Origin of the sequence: Pseudochrobactrum sp. sp1633, from assembly GCF_030376605.1 — a bacterium.
GTDB lineage: Bacteria > Pseudomonadota > Alphaproteobacteria > Rhizobiales > Rhizobiaceae > Pseudochrobactrum.
Window position 1 is genome coordinate 60,589 of the sequence record NZ_JARRAE010000005.1, and the last position, 16,918, is coordinate 77,506.

Here is a 16,918-nt window from a genome sequence, read left to right on the forward strand (position 1 = left end):
ATAAAACTCTACTTATCCCCCCGCAATCGTTACAACAATATAATCCCCCGTTGAGTAACGAAGGGGGACATTCATGTCAGAGGCACTCAAGCAGGAAAAACAGGATTTTCTGGAAAAACGTAAAGAAGATACACTTCAAGCAACACAGTCCGTTGCGCTTCAATTGAGTTGCGGAATTGATTTACAACAGATTTTAAATGCCCCTCTTGAACAGAAAACACGTATAGCGGACAAATTAAACCGCCTGCTCAAAAGAGAAAGATTAAAAGGCCTCAACAAGCACTGGAGCTATGACATCAACCGTCATATCGCGCTGAAACAAGTGCAAAACCGTTTAATAAAATTAATAAAAGAACAGACGATCTCAACAGAACTGAAAGTGCTTAATGCACCCGCCTGAGCACCGCGCTCACTATATTTTTGAGTGATTAAGGTGTCAGCGCCCATCCTTAACGGATTAAATATCACGCTTTGACTTGCGTTTTTGAACAGAGCGTTTTGTGCCCAGCTCACAACTTCTTCTATGCATGTTCCGCAATATAAAAAGCGACGGCAGTTTAAATGCCGTCGCTTAATTTCTTTTCGTGATCTCAGATACTACAAAGTTTCCGGATCAGGCAGCTTTACGCTTACGGCCAAGACCCATTTTCTTCGCGAGCTGCGAACGGGCCGCAGCATAATTAGGAGCAACCATCGGATAGTTTGGATCGAGATCCCACTTCTCACGATATTGTTCCGGCGTCAGATTGTAATGTGTCATCAGGTGACGCTTGAGCGACTTGAACTTTTTGCCGTCTTCAAGGCAAATAATATAGTCGTCATGAACTGATTTCTTAGGGCTAATTGCTGGTTTCGGCTTTTCAACAACTGCAACAACTTCTTCACGAACACCTGAACGGGAAAATGCTGCATGAACATCAGCTATCAACGCCGGAACTTCACCAGCCCGAATGGAATTATTACTGACATAAGCGGCGACAACATCAGCTGTAAGACTGAGCAGCAGTTCGTCAGCAGAAACCACAGTCTCTGGATGTTCCATTATACTTCCTTTACCTATAAATATTGCTGATTGGATTACCCTTACGAATAAATAAGAAGTCTATCCACACGCCAATCAACCAGTTTAACCTTAGCTTGCCACCCGCGATCATCTTCTCATATCTGTAAAATTTGTAAAATGTCAATTTATTTCACATTCACATCAAGTGATATTGATATTTTGACTGAATATTAAAATTTCAACACTCAACGCACGAGAATTAATATCTATGAGTCTGGCAAAAACAGAAATCTATTTCTCTCTGCTCTTCAACTGAACGTAAATTCGATATTATTATACACTTAAACTATGTGACAATTCGTTCCGAATTATACCCTCAGCAAACAAGCTCACAAAAAAATGCGAAGTTTTGCGTATTGAAACCGTTTACAGTAAAACTCAACAAACACAGCGATATAAAACAATGTCGCGGATATTTGCTACTCTATCAAAAAGCCCTGTATTTCTATATTAAGTCATTTTTCTGACAATTCATTCAACGGAATATTTTATACCACGTTTTTTTCAAAAAATCATGCCCCTGCAAGATTATCCAATGGTGTATCAGACAAATAGCTGATCATGTTCACTTAAGGCTTATAATAATAGAAAGCTGTATATTCACCTTTTAAAAACCGCTTAATATCCCCATATATTGTAAAAATCGCTATTCAAACCTCCGGAGAAATTACTTGTCCGACAAAAACGCACCCCATCGCCCTCTGAAAGTGATTAAGTCTGACGCTGAATGGCGCGAACAGTTAACGCCAGAGCAATATAAAATCACGCGCCAGCACGGAACAGAACGGGCTTTTTCCAGCCCCGACTTTGATATCAGCAAGCTAGGCACCTATCATTGTATTTGCTGCGACCGCCTGCTTTATAATTCAGAAGATAAATTCAACTCAGGCACAGGCTGGCCGAGCTTTACCCGTCCTGCCGAGGCAGACGCTGTTAATGCTTTTGAAGATGTATCCTACGGTATGCGGCGCACGGAAATCCGTTGTGCGGATTGCGATGCCCATCTTGGCCATGTTTTTCCAGACGGCCCTGCTCCGACAGGCTTGCGCTACTGCATGAATGGTACTGCATTGTACTTTACTGCGGCCTGACGCTTCAACACACCGGCCTTTTTACTATTCGCTTATTTTGACAAGATTATACCGGAAACAGCATGAACACACATTCCTTCATCAGCCACGCCGCCCCCGTGACAGAGAAAGAGCCATTCAGCGACACACGCCACGGCATCACGCGCGATGACGCGTATCATTGGCTGCGCGCGGCAAACTGGCAGGATGTTCTGCGGGATCCGTCATTGCTCGACATCAAAATCCGTAATCATCTTGAGGCTGAAAACAACTATCAGTCGGCTCTGATGACAGACACGAAAGAGCTGCAACAGCATCTGTTCGCGGAAATGAAAGGCCGGATTAAAGAAGACGACTCCAGTGTTCCGGCCAAAGACGGCGCTTATGCCTATGGTATTTCCTATGTAACGGGCGGGCAGCATCCGCAATATTTCAGAATACCGCGCGATGGCGGCGAACGAACCATTTTGATTGATGGCGACAAAGAAGCTGCCGCCCTGTCTTATTTCAGTCTTGGCGGCTTAGATTATTCACCGGATCATCAGTCTCTCGCTTGGTCTGCGGATACCAAGGGCTCTGAATTTTACGACATTAAAATCCGCGATCTCACAACGCTGGAAGATAAGACGGACCTGCTCACAGCAACGGCTGGCGGAACGGTATGGGATGCGCAGAGTAAAGGCGTATTCTATGTGCAGATGGATGATAATCACCGCCCTGCGAAACTGTTTTACCACAGCACCGGCACAAGCCAGGATCAGGACGCACTGATCTATGAAGAGAAAGATGCCGGTTTCTTCATGAATGTTTCGGGCAGTTCTCTGCACGACTATGTATTCATCAATATTCAGGATCACGAAACATCGGAAGTCTGGCTGATACCGGCCAATGATCCGCAGGCAAAACCACAGCTCGTGGCCGCGCGCGAAACCGGTATTGAATATAATCTGAGTGAAGGCGGCGATGTCTTTTATATTCTGACCAATATTGACGGTGCTAAAGATTTCAAGATCATGTCAGCTCCGGTCAGCGCTCCGCAAAAGCAGAACTGGACAGAGGTTGTCGCTGAAAAATCCGGCACCATTATCCTTGATATAGCCGCCTATAAAAACCATCTGGTTTGGCTGGAGCGTAATAACGGTCTGCCACGCATTGTCATCCGCGAGCGTGACAGTGGTAGAGAACATGCCATTGCCTTTGACGAAGAGGCCTATTCTTTAGGTCTTCAGGGCAGCGCTGAATATGATACGGATGTCATCCGCTTTTCCTACTCATCAATGACCACGCCTAGTCAGCTCTATGATTACAACATGGCCAGCCGCGAACGCGTTCTGCTGAAAACGCAGGAAGTTCCAAGCGGCCATGTGATTGATGATTATGTGACCCGTCGTGTTCTAGCGCCAGCTCCGGACGGCCAATTGGTGCCGGTTTCCATTCTGGCGCATAAAGACACCCCGATGGATGGCTCCGCCCCTTGCTTGCTCTATGGCTACGGCGCTTATGGCAGTACGATTCCGGCAAGCTTTTCAACGTCGCGCCTGTCTCTGGTTGACCGCGGCTTCATCTATGCCATTGCCCATGTCCGCGGTGGCAAAGATAAGGGCTTTAGCTGGTATGAAAATGGTAAGCGTGAACATAAGGTCAATACATTCACAGATTTCATTGCAGCAGCCAGACATCTTGTCTCTGAAAACGTCACCAGCCATGACCGGATTATCGCGCATGGCGGTTCGGCTGGCGGCATGCTGATGGGCGCCATCGTGAATATGGCACCGGAGGCTTTCGGCGGCATTATTGCAGATGTGCCATTCGTTGACGTGCTCAACACAATGCTTGATGACAGTCTGCCGCTGACCCCGCCGGAATGGCCGGAATGGGGCAATCCGATTGCTTCTGAAACCGATTACCGCACGATTGCAGCCTATTCGCCTTACGACAATGTGGATGCGAAAAACTATCCGCCGATACTTGCGACAGCCGGTCTGACTGATCCGCGTGTCACCTATTGGGAAGCGGCAAAATGGGTTGCAAAACTGCGGGAGAAAACCACCGGCAACAATCCGGTCCTGTTTAAAATTAATATGGAAGCCGGTCATGGCGGCGTTTCCGGTCGTTTCTCGCAACTGGAAGAAATCGCCTATAATTATGCTTTCGCGCTTAAGGTTGCAGACAAGCTGTAACAGGCGCATAAAGATATGAAAGAGCAGAGCAGAAAAGCCCGACAGCTCATTTCTGCTCTGCCATGCCTTCCGAAAACAGGAAAGGATTAAGCCATGCCATTCATGTCTCTGAATTTCCTTAGCAAAAGCCGGGTACAGCTTTGCGTGTCCGCTTTAAGCATGCTGGCTCTGTCCATAGTCACAATACCGCAGGCTGATGCCGCAGTGCGCAAAGATGTCAGCGAATATGCAGGCCAGCGCTGCAATCCGCCACCACGCGGCAGTGGTGCGATTGTCGGTATTTTTCAGGGCTTTGGTGAGAGTGCATTTGTCAACAGCGATTACCCTGAAGCAATCAGCCGTTATCGCTGCTTCCAGTCAATGGAAGAATGCAAAGGCTGGCTCTATACAATGCAAAGTCTGTACAGTGCCGGCCTGCCGCGTGCAGTTAAATGTCTGAAGCGCTAAATACTCGTTTTATTGCGAAACATAGCCGTTTTTATGTGCAGGTATCGCTTTGAGATAAGCAGCGATTGCCTCACGGTCTGAGGCTTGTAATTTACTGGTATTGGCAATCACATCGGTCATTGAGCCACCCATTGAGTCAAAGTCAGGCGTAAAACCGCTTTCCAGACCATAGGCAATATCATTGGCACTCCAGTCTGAAATACCACCTTCGCCGGCAGTGATATTTGGCACAACACCACGCTTACCCTGACCATCCGTTTCCGCAGAAACGGCACCGGCCAGCCATTGCGCTGTATCTGAGCCACCCAATGCATTACGTGGCGTATGGCACTCACCGCAATGTCCCATAGCCTCAACCAGATATTGCCCGCGCTTGAGCTGCTCATCCGGATTGTTCAATGCAACCGCCTGAGAATCATTGAGATAGAGCATTTTCCACAGGCCGAGCCCGCGACGAAAATTAAACGGAAAACCCAGATCATGCGGCTTTGAAGCTTCATCTGAGGCAGGCAAGGTTTTCATGAATGCGTAAAGATCGGCCACATCCTGTAACTTCATCCGCGTATAGGATGTATAAGGAAATGACGGATAAAGATGCTCACCATTGCGACCCGTGCCTTCCAGCATGGCATCTGCGAATTCAGGCAAAGTCCAGTCTTTAAGACCGGCAGAAGAAGATGAAATATTAGGCGCAATGAATGTGCCGAAATCCGTTTTCAGCTCATGTCCGCCGGACAGAACCAGTTTTGCATCACCCGTAGCACCCGGAGCCGCATGACAAGACGCACAACCACCAGCATAAAAAACCTGCTCGCCGTTTTTGATATCCCCTGCCGCGAGCTTATCCAAAGCCCCGCGATCAACATGCACAGGCTGCGTCAGAAACCAGAAAACACCGGCTCCGGCAACAGCACATAACAGGCCTGCGGATATCAATTTACGTTTCATATCAAATTCTTATCCAAATTTACTGCGGTCAGAAAACTATTTCGGTTGAAATTCTGAATGGCCTGCACACAGACAATCATGTGCAGGCCATTGTAATTATTTTTTAATGCGATAAGCCTGATGGCAGGTACCGCAGCTTGCGCCGACATCTTTCATAGCAACGCGCAATGCATCAACATCCTGCGGCTTTGCGTCAGCAGCAGCGGCTGTTGCTGTACGGAACTTTTCAATCTCAGCTTTGAAACCGGCTTCATCTTCCCAGACTTTTGGTGCAGCAGCTGTGTCGCCGCTTTCCGAGCCTTTAGGGAACATTGTTTCAGCATCCAGTTTGACGGCATCTGCTTTCAGCTGCTCAAGAGCTGCTTGTACGGCTGTTGCTTCAAACGGCTTTTCACCCTTCATCACTGGGCCGAGCACGCCCATAGACCGGCCGGCATCTTTCATCAGCGCCTGACGATCTGTTACCGGCGAAGCCGAAGCCGCGCTGGTCAGCATGAATAAAGCAGAAATAATCGTCAAAGATTTTTTCATGAACAACGTCCTTTTAATACCCGATACCTGATCTATTATTGAACTGTGCGCATCCTCAGCACACACCCATTTTAGAATTATTATAGTAATGGTATTTAGAATATCTATAAAAACGTAAGACCATCAGATTAAATTTTTGTAACAATAAAAAAGCCTCCCGAAGGAGGCTTTTCATCAGGCTAATTATTAAGCCTTTTCGTAAAGCTCAAGCACATAATCCCAGTTGATCATGCTGTCGACGAAAGCTTCGAGATATTTCGGACGCGCATTGCGGTAGTCGATGTAATAGGAATGTTCCCATACGTCGACGCCGAGGATTGGTGACGCGCCGTGTACCAGCGGGTTTTCGCCGTTTGGTGTCTTGGAAATTTCCAGCTTGCCGTCTTTAACCGACAGCCATGCCCAGCCCGAACCGAACTGACCGGCACCGGCAGCAATGAAATCTTCACGGAACTTATCGTAACCGCCGAGATCGGATTTGATTGCAGCTTCAAGCTTAGCAGGCAGTTTGTTGCCGCCGCCGTCTTTTTTCATCCATTTCCAGAAATGGATATGGTTGTAATGCTGACCGGCATTGTTGAAAAGCGCCTGGTTTTTGCCGTAGCTTTCCTTGACGACTTCTTCAAGGCTCTTGCCTTCAAGACCCGAACCTTCCAGCAGTTTATTGCCGTTGGTTACATAGGCCTGATGATGCTTGTCATGATGAAACTCAAGGGTCTCACGGGACATGTAAGGGGTAAGCGCATCATAGTCGTAAGGCAGAGCAGGCAATTCAAAAGCCATAGTGTTTCTCCTCTTGGTGTGGGCGGCCTCAAGTTTCCGCCACCCAAATTCTTCATGCCTGTATTACATAGGCCGACACAGGCACGCGGGCAATGCAGAGAACGGCAGTTCTGCCGAAAATCACGGAAATTTTAAATTTTCATCATATCAAACGGTAACTTTCCGTCTGGCAAAGTCGCAATCAAACCAAGTGATTACATCAGACCACGCAAATTGGGACGGCAGAGGTCTGCAGGCAGAGTTACAAGATCAATTCTGAGTGTAAAGCAGGCCAACCACACAGTAATATCATAACATTTCATGTTGCAATGCAGCAACAGAGCTATAAGCATTCACGTATTCTTAAAAATTCATAAGTTCTTAGCCATATTGTGGCAATTTTTGACCCGCTTCATGCAGGGATGTTCTGCCGGAATCTCTTCGTATTTTTAAACAGCATTTCTTTCAGGCAGATCCATCTTTCCGGCCATCCGGCCAATATACCGTTTCGTCTGCTTCCGCTCCGGCAGCTGGTTAAACGGCTCTGTCGGGTTGTGCCTGCTCTTGCGCTTTAACGGCGACTGTCCGCTCAAGCGTAATATCAGGTGTCACGCTCATAGTTTTTAAAACGTTCTGAAAAGACTGGTTTAAATATGGAAAAATCCCTCTCCCGCCGCTCATTCATGTCGGCGCTGTCTGTAACAGCCGCAGCCGGACTGGCAGGCTGCACCCAGATCAGCCGTAATATTCCGGTGATCGACATGACTGGCGGTCCGGCTCCTATCGCCCCACCCGCCAATAATGGCGCGGCACTTGGTCCATATGCCAGCATGTATGCGCCGGTTGAGGATGAAGGCTATTCGATTCCCGGCGTACCATTCCAGAAAATTGATCCTAAATATTACCGCCAGCTCGTTCAGGATCCGACCGGTGAAATGCCGGGCACCGTGGTCGTGGATACCGCAAACCGCTTCCTCTATCTGGTGATGCAGGATGGTCAGGCGCTGCGTTACGGCGTAGGTATCGGCCGCGCAGGCTTCTCATGGTCAGGCCGTGCTGTCATTCAGTGGAAGCGCAAATGGCCGCGCTGGACACCACCGGATGAAATGGTCGGCCGCCAGCCTGAACTGGAAAAATACAGCGCCCGCAACGGCGGTATGGCACCAGGCCTCACCAACCCGCTCGGTGCACGTGCGCTCTATATCTTCAAAGACGGCGTTGATACACTCTATCGTATTCACGGCAACCCTGAATGGTGGTCAATCGGTAAGGCCGTTTCTTCCGGCTGTGTGCGTATGCTCAATCAGGACGTGATGGATCTCTATGATCGCGTCCCGAATAAAACGCCGGTTCTGGTTATGTAATTCTCTGACACTGTTGTTATTTAATGAAGCCGGATTGCCATGCAGTCCGGCTTTTTAATTGGTAAATTTAAATTTGACAAAAATTCTAAATTAGATTTTATATCTAAATATGACTCAAAACCAATCTTCATCATCTGACTTTCTGGCATTTGCCACACCGGTTGCAATGGCTTTCAATGCCCTGCTCTATCCGCATGCGGAGATTGTGCTGCACGACCTTAAAACCGGAGAAATTGCTGCGATCTGGAACAGTTTTTCCGGACGTAAAAGCGGCGATCTCTCGTTGCTGGACGATGATCCGGAATGCTATGCGACCAAAGCTATACTCGGCCCCTATGAGAAGGCTGGCGACAACGGGCAAAAGCTCAAATCAGTCACCGCGATATTACGTAATGCGCAAGGCACTGCCGGTGCGCTTCTCTGCATCAATCTCGATGTGTCTCAGCTGGATGTGGCGCAACGTATGTTAGCCGCCTTCATCACTCCGCAGCAAAACCGGCCTGATGCCCTTTTTGCCCGCGACCCGCGAGAACAAATCAGTTTTGCTTTTCACCAATGGTTGCAAAAACAGCAACTCGCGGCCTCCGCTCTCAAGAAAGCAGACAAGATTGCGCTTGTCAGCGCTCTTGAAGCGCGCGGGCTTTTTGAAACCCGCTATGCGGCAGAGCATCTGGCAACTCTGATGGGAAGCTCACGCGCAACCATCTATAATTATCTGAGCGAAATACGCGAACAAAAAACATCATAAAATTCAGCAATATATCGGAGGGAACTATGGGCACATTACCGGATTTCCGGCTGGAAACGCATTTCTCGCGCTGGGAGTTTAAAGCGCGTTACCACATGACCGCCAGCGACGCGGAAACCATGCGCATGTCAGATCTGCTGGCACTGGCAACGGATGCAGACCGCGAGGCATGGGAAAAACTCACCCTCGGCTATACCGAGACATGGGGCAAGCCGGTACTCCGCGAGACAATTGCTTCAACCTATCAGGGGCTGACCAGCGACGATATTCTGTGCTTTGCCGGAGCAGAAGAAGGTCTTTACTGTGCGATGCTGGCACTGCTGGAGCCTGACGATCATGCAATCATCACTGTTCCGAATTACCAGTCGATGGAAACCCTGCCAGTCTCTTTATGCAAACAGGTCTCCGGTGTGCCTTTGCGTGCAGAGAATAATTGGGCGCTGGATATTGAAGATGTCAAAAAAGCCCTGCGCCCGAATACGCGGCTGATCGCCGTGAACTTCCCGAACAATCCTACCGGTGCAATCGCCGATCAGGCAACATTCGCAGCACTCGCAGACCTATGCAAAGAGCGGGACATTCACCTGTTCAGCGATGAAGTCTATCGCGGACTGGAGCGTGACCCTGCAAGACAACTACCACAGGCTGCCGAGCTTTTTGACAAGGGCATTTCGCTCAATGTGATGTCCAAAGCCTATGGTCTGCCGGGCTTGCGCATTGGCTGGATTGCCTGCCGCGATCATGCTCTCCTGTCACGTATGGAGAAGATGAAACATTATCTCTCAATCAGCAATTCCGCACCGAGCGAAATCCTTGCCGTGATTGCGCTGAAAGCCCGCGCTCAGATCATCAGCCGTAACCGCGCTTTATGCAGCGAAAATCTGCAATTACTCGGCACATTCTTTGATGAATATCCGCATCTTTATCAATGGCAAGCGCCGGATGGCGGCTGCGTCGGCTTCGCCCGCTATCTTGGAGAAGGCAGTGCAGATGAACATTGTCGTCAGCTGGTTGAGGACGCAGGCGTGCTGCTGCTATCCTCATCGCTGTTCACCTCTGATCTGCTGCCGGTGGCAACCGACCGTTTCCGCGTTGGCTTCGGGCGTAAAAATATCAGTACAGGTCTTGATGCCTGGCGCGTGCATTTACACGGTCGATAACAATTTAAAGCCCAGCATGAAACATTTATGCCCCTTCTGGCAGGAAGGGGCATAAGTTTTATCAGCGTTTAAAACTACCCAGAATACCGCGAACAATCGCGCGGCCAAGGGAATTACTCACAGTCCGCACCACGCTTTTAACAGCCGTTTCCGTCACCGTCTGACGGCTGCCCCGTTTGCCGCCGCCAAGTGTGGAAGACAGATAATCCGTCCAGCTTCCGCTGTCCTGCTCGGCTTGTTGTTTCTGCTGCTCAACGGAGGCAACTTTTTCCTCTGCGCGTTTTTGCAAAATTTCAAAGGCAGATTCGCGATCAACAGACCGGTCATACTGGCCGGAAACGGGGCTGGTTGCGATCAGTCTGGCACGTTCATCCGCAGCCAGCGGACCAATCCGTGACGCAGGCGGACGCATCAAAGTGCGCTGTACCATCGACGGAATACCCTTTTCCTGCAAAGTGGAAACCAGCGTCTCACCGGTAGACAACAGCGTGATCGCCTTGAAAGTATCGAAATCAGGATTTGGCCGGAAAGTGTCCGCAGCAGTTTTAACCGCTGTTGTCTCGCGCGGGGTATAAGCACGCAGAGCATGCTGCACGCGGTTGCCAAGTTGCGCCAGCACCACTTCCGGCACATCCAACGGATTTTGCGTCACAAAATAAACACCAACGCCTTTCGAGCGGATGAGGCGCACAACCTGCTGAATACGATCCAGCAGTGCTTTTGGTGCTTCATCAAACAGCAAATGCGCTTCATCAAAAAAGAACACCAGACGCGGCTTTTCCGGATCACCGATTTCCGGCAACTGCTCAAACAGCTCTGACATCAGCCAAAGCAGAAATGTCGAATAAAGCCGCGGGTTCATCATCAGCTTATCTGCGGCCAACACGCTGACAACACCGCGCCCGTCGGTCGTGGTGCGCATCAGATCAGAAATACTCAGGGCAGGTTCACCGAAAAAGAACGTACCGCCCTGTTGTTCCAGCACCAGCAATGAGCGCTGAATAGCACCAACAGACGTCTTGTTGATATTGCCATATTGCACAGACAGTTCAGCCGCGCGCTCGGCCACATGGGTGAGCAGTGATTGCAAATCTTTCATATCGAGAAGCAAAAGCCCCTCTTCATCCGCCAGCCGGAATGCAATATTCAGCACGCCTTCCTGCGCATCCGTCAGATTCATCAGACGCGCCAGCAACAATGGCCCCATTTCTGAAATTGTAGCGCGGATCGGGTGCCCCTGCTCGCCAAAAATATCCCAGAAAATAACCGGCGTGGCATGCATGTCATATGGATCAAGGTGAATCTCCTGCGCCCGCTTCACCGAGAAATCATTTTTCTCACCGATGGCGGCAATACCGGACAAGTCCCCTTTAATATCCGCACAGAAAACCGGCACACCGGCTGCGGAAAAAGCCTCAGCCATAACCTGAAGACTCACAGTTTTACCCGTACCGGTAGCGCCGGTCACAAGCCCGTGCCGGTTGGCATATTTCAGCGCCAGTTCTTCCGGTTGCTGGTAGCTGTTATCCGGTTTGCGGCTGGCACCCAGAAAAATGCTTCCTTCAGCAGGCATAGACATACTCCTCATCCGTTTATTCACACGCCGAATAACCTTAGCAACGGCACAGATCATTTAAAATCTATAATCGTCCTGTAACATCAGAACAATATTCTCCCGCCTGTTGATCGCATTTTATGTTACACCGGCATCAGAGCAGGCTTGATTTCATCGTAGCAGAGTGCTTATTACGTAAACGTCAATTTTTGGGAGACTATCATGGAAGAGCTGATTACACGTATTACCAACAATGTTGGTGTTGATAGCGCGACTGCGGAAAAAGCCGTTGGCCTGATCCTTGCCTTTCTCGAAAAAGAAGGCCCGCAGGATAAAGTCGGCGCGCTGATCGCCGGTATTCCGGGCGCACAGGAACTGATTGCCTCAGCTGATAAAGGCGGCTTCCTCTCCAACATGATGGGCGGCGTTATGGGTCTAGGCTCCAAGCTGATGGGCGCAGGCCTCGGCATGGGTGAAATCTCCGGCGTGGCTAAAGAAACCATCGCTTTTGCAAAAGAAAAAGCCGGTGCGCAGACTGTTGATGATGTTGTGAATTCCATTCCGGGTCTCGGCCAGTTCATCTGAGCTTAGCTGCTCAGCAAAAAGCCCTGCAGTCTGACTGCGGGGCTTTTTTTACATCTCACACAAGATTGCCTATTCACTGCCGGCCTGAACATGCATGGCGCGCCCTGCCCCCCAGCCATTCCACGCCGCCACAATCCCGATCACCACAAACAGCATAGCGCTGGCCGTGTAAGTTCTGGTCAGATCGTGGATGATGCCGATCAGTAACGGCACGACCGATGCAATCATATAACCAACAAACTGCACCATACCGGAAAGATGCGATGCCACGCGCGGGTTCGGTGAGCGCAGTACAATCTCAGTCATAGCCGCTGCAATCAAGCCGCCAAGGCCTATTCCCTGCAGAACCGCCCAATACCACACAGACCACAAGGGCATGAAAAGCATGGCCAGCATGGCGATGGTGGCAAAAGCAATCAGCACCACATTGAGCAGGCTCTGGCTGCGCGAACGCACCGCAATCGTGGGTACGACCAGACAGGCAATCAACTGCACACCGATCGAGACGGAAACCACCGCACCGGCCGTAATTCCGTCCAGCCCGCGCTCACGCAAGATCGGCGACAACCAGCCAAAAACCGTAAATGCCAATGATGACTGCAAGCCCATAAACAATGTCAGCTGCCAGGCGATCTTATCCCGCCACAGGCCCGTCACTTTGCTTTTATTCGCTGCACGTTTATGTTTCAGCCGCCATGTCAGCACGCCCCAAAGCACGCCGACAATCAGAGCTGGCAAAGCCCATAGGCTCAGCGCTTGCTGCCATGAATTGCCGAGCGCTCTGTAAGCAGGCAGTGTAAAAGCCGCAGCAAGTGCAGCACCGCCACTCAAGGCCATCGTGTAGAAACCGGTGAGCAAAGCGGCCTTATCAGGAAAATCACGTTTCACCACAGCAGGCAGCAGCACGTTGCAAGTGGCGATGCAGGCACCGGCGAGCATCGTACCAACGAACAGCAGCGTAACCGGCCCCACACCGCGAAGGAACATCCCCAGAGCTAACAGCAAAACAGCGAGCAACAGTGTGCGCTCTATACCAATACGCTCACCGAATTTTGGTGCCAGCGGCGCAAAAAAGCCAAGGCAAAACACCGGTAGTGTCGTCAGCAGACCAGCGGTTAATGAGCTGATGCCCGCAGACGCAATGATTTCAGGCAGCAGTGCTGAAAAACTGGAAAAGAGCGACCGTAAATTCAGCGCTATCAAAACCAGACAAATACCTGCCAGCAAACGATAAACCGGCCCCAAACCATTTTGTATATGCGGTGCGGATTTAAGCTGAGCGGGCTGCGACATTGCTGTTTCAGTCTTTGTATTCAGATTGCCTTCAGCCAGCAGCGGCTCACCCATGACAGACATAGAATTCTTATTCCTGTTTTCTTCAGAGCGCCGTGCCGTCATTCGGACGCACAAAGGACGCTCTAAACTATTGAAACTACGCATTGTACCTTCCAAAAATCGATTCCAATTTTTGAGACGATGCTGTAGTCAACTTTTTGCAGTATCACTGATATATCTCTAACGCAGAAGAGTGTCCACTCAGGGCAGAAACACGTTTACGGCATCATCTGCGGTTGTAGCGTTGTGCAGCGGAAAAACCAAACCTGAAAACAATGACATGCCTTATTTACATATTTACAGTTATAATGCTGGCTAATTTCATCTACGAGGATTTTTTGGGCAAAGATGCTGACTGTATATTACCGCAACGGCGACCTTCTCACTCCGGCTGAGCCTGCGAATGCAGCCTCTTCTGATACGCCGATTCCAAATGAACTCCCGCAAAACGCCCTGTGGATCGATCTGGTCAATCCGACTGCCGAAGAAGAAAATCAGGTTGAGCGCTGGGCCAATATTCCCATTCCGACGCGGGAAGATATGGGTGAGATTGAAGAATCCAGCCGGTTCTACAGCGAAAACGGTGCACAATATCTGACCGCGCCATTCTTGCATCTTGTTGACGACAACCACCGGATCGTCAGCCCTGTCACCTTTATCATGACGGATAAATTGCTGATCAGTGTGCGCTACGCCCAGCCAAAATCCTTTGCGCTCTATGTGTCCCGCACGGCGAAAAGCGGCAATGGCCTGATTAACAACCGCACCAACAGCCTTTGTGTTCTGCTGGGGATTATTGAAGCCAATACCAACCGGCTCGCTGATTTTATTGAAGGTGTCAGCGAAAAAATCGATAATGCCTCCCATCGCATCTATCGGCGCCCCAATAATACACGACCAATGTCCACACAGAATTTCCGTGAGATTCTGAATGAAATCGGAGCACACGGTACATTTCTTTCCAGAATGCGTGAAAGCCTGTCCGGCCTCCGCCGTCTGCTGGTCTATGTTACTGCCAACAGTTCGCCCAAGACACAGGCCAAAGATACCCGTGCATGGCTGAAAACACTGGAGCGCGATACGCAGTCGCTGGAAAATTACGTTGATTTTCTCAATAACAAAATCAACTTCCTGCTCGATACCATTGTCGGGCTGATCTCGGTTGAACAGAACGCGATTATCAAAATCTTCTCAGTGGCCGCCGTCGGCTTTATGCCGCCGACACTAATCGCCTCGATCTATGGTATGAACTTCAGTTTCATGCCGGAACTGACCGAGCAGTGGGGCTACCCAGCAGCGCTCGGTCTGATGGTGGTGTCTGCGCTGATCCCGCTCTACTTCTTTCGCAAAAAAGGCTGGCTCTGAAGCAAGTTTAATCAATCGCTTTAAAACTGATAATTTCCAGCTCGCGGCCATTCACGGTTACCAAATCACCCTTGCTTTTGCCGAATAAGGCAACAGCAAGCGGTGAGATGTGAGAAATCGTGCCCTTTGCCGGATCAGCCTCATCCTCACCGACAATTGTCCAGTTCTGGCGACGACCGTCTTCGTTTTCAACAATGACATGCATGCCGAAACGGATCACTTCGCCGTTTTTGTAGGCTAATGTCAGTTCTGCATTCTCCCGCCGCGCTGTCCAATAGCGCAAATCGCGGGAGACATGAGCAATCGCAGCCTTATCACCACTGGCCGTTACCTGCCCCAGTTCAGTCTGCAGACGTGACAGTTCAGCCTCAATCTGCCTGAGACCATTTTGACTGACAAGATTGCGGTGCGAACTGACCGGACGTTCCACCAGACCGGAAGGAACATCGTCCTGTTCTTTTGTAAAAGCTCTGCTCATACATTGAAGGTAGGAAGTAACCTCAACAAAAGCAAGCTGTATAAAAAAACAAGAAAGCCGCGCATCTTTATGATACGCGGCTTAATTATCAAATACTTATAGTATTTTTCTGCAATCAGAAAGAAACAGCTTTCAACTCATCAACCAGAGCGGTTGATGGTGCAATATAACCGAAATCAATACCGTTCCAGTTGCTCATACGGCGGGTAGCACGCGCTTCCAGTTTACCGGACAATTCCGCATCTTTTGCAAAGAGTTGCGCCAGCAAACGTGTCACCATGACTTCGGCTGCGCGGGTGGCACCATCATCGCATTTCATGGCAAAGCCTAAGCCCAGCTCCGGCACAGCACCACAGAACACGCCTTCTGCACCGGTCTTGACGAAAATCCGTCCCGGTGCCAGCTCCATCAATTCTGTACAGGCGCGGCGGCTGCCAGCCACATAGAATGGTGCTGCCATACAAGCATCAATCAGACGTTTGGCAGCCTTGGCACGAACAGGTGCCAGACCAGTTCCGGTTGCCATACGGGCAAAACCGCGCGCCATCGCATCCAGACCAATGGCATAGGTCGGGATGGAGCAACCATCGGTGCCATAATCATCAGCATTATGCACTGCGCCGGTCACTTCCTGCATGGTTTCACGCACGATTGTCTGAATCTGTGAACCGGCCTGCACATAGCCCTTGACCTTCAGCCCCATATGCGCGCAGGTGCAGAGAAAACCGGCATGTTTACCGGAGCAGTTATTATTGAGCGCTGTCGGTTCTTTGCCGCTACGGGCAACTTCGATCAGCACTTTCTGATCAGACGGCCAATGGGCACCGCATTCCAGATCTTCGCAAGACAAACCGGCCTTCGCCAGCATGGAAGCCGCACGCGCCACATGTTCAGGCTCACCGGAATGGGAAGCACAGGCCATAGCCAGCTCCTCATTACCGAAACCATAGGCATCAGCCGCGCCGCTCTCTACAAATGGCAACGCCTGAATAGCCTTGATCGCTGAACGCGGATAGGTCGGGCGCGTTACATCGCCGATGCTCAGAACGGTTTTTCCGTCACCATCAAACAGAGCCAGCGCACCGCTGTGGCGACTTTCCACCACACGTCCGCGCACAACCTCAACCAAAACCGGATTTACCATTTTAAGACTCCGCATCATTCACTGCGGCTGATTTAGCAAAATAGTCATGAGCCGTCAAAATGCATGCATTTGATGAGACGGCAGATTTCTTCGTATCGGGAATTCTACATATTATTGAAATAAAACGATAATAAACTCTTGATTGACTGATCAATCAATAAAAACAATAATAAGTCCAATCCA

At 49.9% G+C, this 16,918-nt stretch carries 17 protein-coding genes; 9 read left to right on the forward strand and 8 right to left on the reverse strand.

Annotated elements, in window-relative coordinates; all coding sequences use genetic code 11:
* Positions 1-73: 73 nt before the first annotated feature.
* Positions 74-400, forward strand: coding sequence for a cytoplasmic protein (locus P8H26_RS07280; RefSeq protein ID WP_289632275.1), 327 nt, complete (start codon positions 74-76; stop codon positions 398-400).
* A 213-nt stretch (positions 401-613) separates the two neighbouring features.
* Here the strand turns inward: P8H26_RS07280 and P8H26_RS07285 are convergent, their stop codons facing one another.
* On the reverse strand, positions 614-1,042 hold the full coding sequence (locus tag P8H26_RS07285; RefSeq protein WP_289632276.1) for a MucR family transcriptional regulator: 429 nt from the start codon (positions 1,040-1,042) through the stop codon (positions 614-616).
* Positions 1,043-1,734: 692 nt separating this feature from the next.
* Between P8H26_RS07285 and msrB the strand changes: the two genes are divergently transcribed.
* From msrB to P8H26_RS07300, 3 genes are all read left to right on the forward strand, one after another.
* Positions 1,735-2,154 (forward strand): peptide-methionine (R)-S-oxide reductase MsrB, encoded by a 420-nt coding sequence (gene msrB, locus P8H26_RS07290; RefSeq protein WP_289632277.1) that lies wholly within the window; start codon positions 1,735-1,737, stop codon positions 2,152-2,154.
* A 62-nt stretch (positions 2,155-2,216) separates the two neighbouring features.
* On the forward strand, positions 2,217-4,313 hold the full coding sequence (locus P8H26_RS07295) for a S9 family peptidase (protein WP_289632278.1): 2,097 nt from the start codon (positions 2,217-2,219) through the stop codon (positions 4,311-4,313).
* A gap of 93 nt (positions 4,314-4,406) precedes the next feature.
* Entirely contained in the window at positions 4,407-4,760 is a 354-nt protein-coding gene (locus P8H26_RS07300) for a metallophosphoesterase (RefSeq protein WP_289632279.1), read from the forward strand.
* Between the two features lie 9 nt (positions 4,761-4,769).
* Here the strand turns inward: P8H26_RS07300 and P8H26_RS07305 are convergent, their stop codons facing one another.
* From P8H26_RS07305 to P8H26_RS07315, 3 genes are all read right to left on the reverse strand, one after another.
* The gene (locus P8H26_RS07305) at positions 4,770-5,708 is read right to left on the reverse strand and encodes a cytochrome c (RefSeq protein ID WP_289632280.1); all 939 of its coding nucleotides are present in this window, start codon (positions 5,706-5,708) and stop codon (positions 4,770-4,772) included.
* Positions 5,709-5,804: 96 nt separating this feature from the next.
* Positions 5,805-6,239 carry a cytochrome c gene (locus P8H26_RS07310; protein ID WP_289632281.1) on the reverse strand — a complete coding sequence of 145 codons (435 nt, stop codon included), beginning with the start codon at positions 6,237-6,239 and terminating at the stop codon, positions 5,805-5,807.
* 186 nt (positions 6,240-6,425) lie between these two features.
* Positions 6,426-7,022: a superoxide dismutase gene (locus tag P8H26_RS07315; protein WP_289632282.1), complete on the reverse strand. Its 597-nt coding sequence runs from the start codon at positions 7,020-7,022 to the stop codon at positions 6,426-6,428.
* A gap of 632 nt (positions 7,023-7,654) precedes the next feature.
* Here P8H26_RS07315 and P8H26_RS07320 point away from each other — a divergent pair.
* The 3 genes from P8H26_RS07320 (at position 7,655) to P8H26_RS07330 (ending at position 10,273) form a co-directional block, all read left to right on the forward strand.
* Positions 7,655-8,365, forward strand: a complete 711-nt coding sequence (locus tag P8H26_RS07320) for a L,D-transpeptidase (protein ID WP_289632283.1) — start codon at positions 7,655-7,657, stop codon at positions 8,363-8,365.
* A gap of 109 nt (positions 8,366-8,474) precedes the next feature.
* Complete coding sequence (locus P8H26_RS07325; RefSeq protein WP_289632284.1) at positions 8,475-9,113, forward strand: transcriptional regulator; 639 nt, start codon at positions 8,475-8,477, stop codon at positions 9,111-9,113.
* A 26-nt stretch (positions 9,114-9,139) separates the two neighbouring features.
* The gene (locus tag P8H26_RS07330; RefSeq protein WP_289632285.1) at positions 9,140-10,273 is read left to right on the forward strand and encodes an aminotransferase class I/II-fold pyridoxal phosphate-dependent enzyme; all 1,134 of its coding nucleotides are present in this window, start codon (positions 9,140-9,142) and stop codon (positions 10,271-10,273) included.
* A gap of 61 nt (positions 10,274-10,334) precedes the next feature.
* On the opposite strand, the gene P8H26_RS07335 is transcribed toward P8H26_RS07330, so the two are convergent.
* Complete coding sequence (locus P8H26_RS07335) at positions 10,335-11,906, reverse strand: helicase HerA-like C-terminal domain-containing protein (protein ID WP_374708251.1); 1,572 nt, start codon at positions 11,904-11,906, stop codon at positions 10,335-10,337.
* Between the two features lie 144 nt (positions 11,907-12,050).
* On the opposite strand from P8H26_RS07335, the gene P8H26_RS07340 reads away from it, so the two are divergent.
* Positions 12,051-12,413, forward strand: a complete 363-nt coding sequence (locus P8H26_RS07340) for a DUF2267 domain-containing protein (protein ID WP_289632286.1) — start codon at positions 12,051-12,053, stop codon at positions 12,411-12,413.
* A 69-nt stretch (positions 12,414-12,482) separates the two neighbouring features.
* On the opposite strand, the gene P8H26_RS07345 is transcribed toward P8H26_RS07340, so the two are convergent.
* On the reverse strand, positions 12,483-13,706 hold the full coding sequence (locus P8H26_RS07345) for a CynX/NimT family MFS transporter (protein WP_374708257.1): 1,224 nt from the start codon (positions 13,704-13,706) through the stop codon (positions 12,483-12,485).
* 390 nt (positions 13,707-14,096) lie between these two features.
* On the opposite strand from P8H26_RS07345, the gene corA reads away from it, so the two are divergent.
* A complete protein-coding gene (corA, locus tag P8H26_RS07350) occupies positions 14,097-15,113 on the forward strand; it encodes a magnesium/cobalt transporter CorA (RefSeq protein ID WP_289632288.1) in 1,017 nt (338 codons plus the stop codon).
* A 7-nt stretch (positions 15,114-15,120) separates the two neighbouring features.
* On the opposite strand, the gene P8H26_RS07355 is transcribed toward corA, so the two are convergent.
* Together P8H26_RS07355 and P8H26_RS07360 are read right to left on the reverse strand one after the other, a co-directional pair.
* The gene (locus P8H26_RS07355) at positions 15,121-15,591 is read right to left on the reverse strand and encodes a GreA/GreB family elongation factor (protein WP_289632289.1); all 471 of its coding nucleotides are present in this window, start codon (positions 15,589-15,591) and stop codon (positions 15,121-15,123) included.
* A 115-nt stretch (positions 15,592-15,706) separates the two neighbouring features.
* The gene (locus P8H26_RS07360; protein WP_289632290.1) at positions 15,707-16,735 is read right to left on the reverse strand and encodes an asparaginase; all 1,029 of its coding nucleotides are present in this window, start codon (positions 16,733-16,735) and stop codon (positions 15,707-15,709) included.
* Positions 16,736-16,918: the final 183 nt, after the last annotated feature.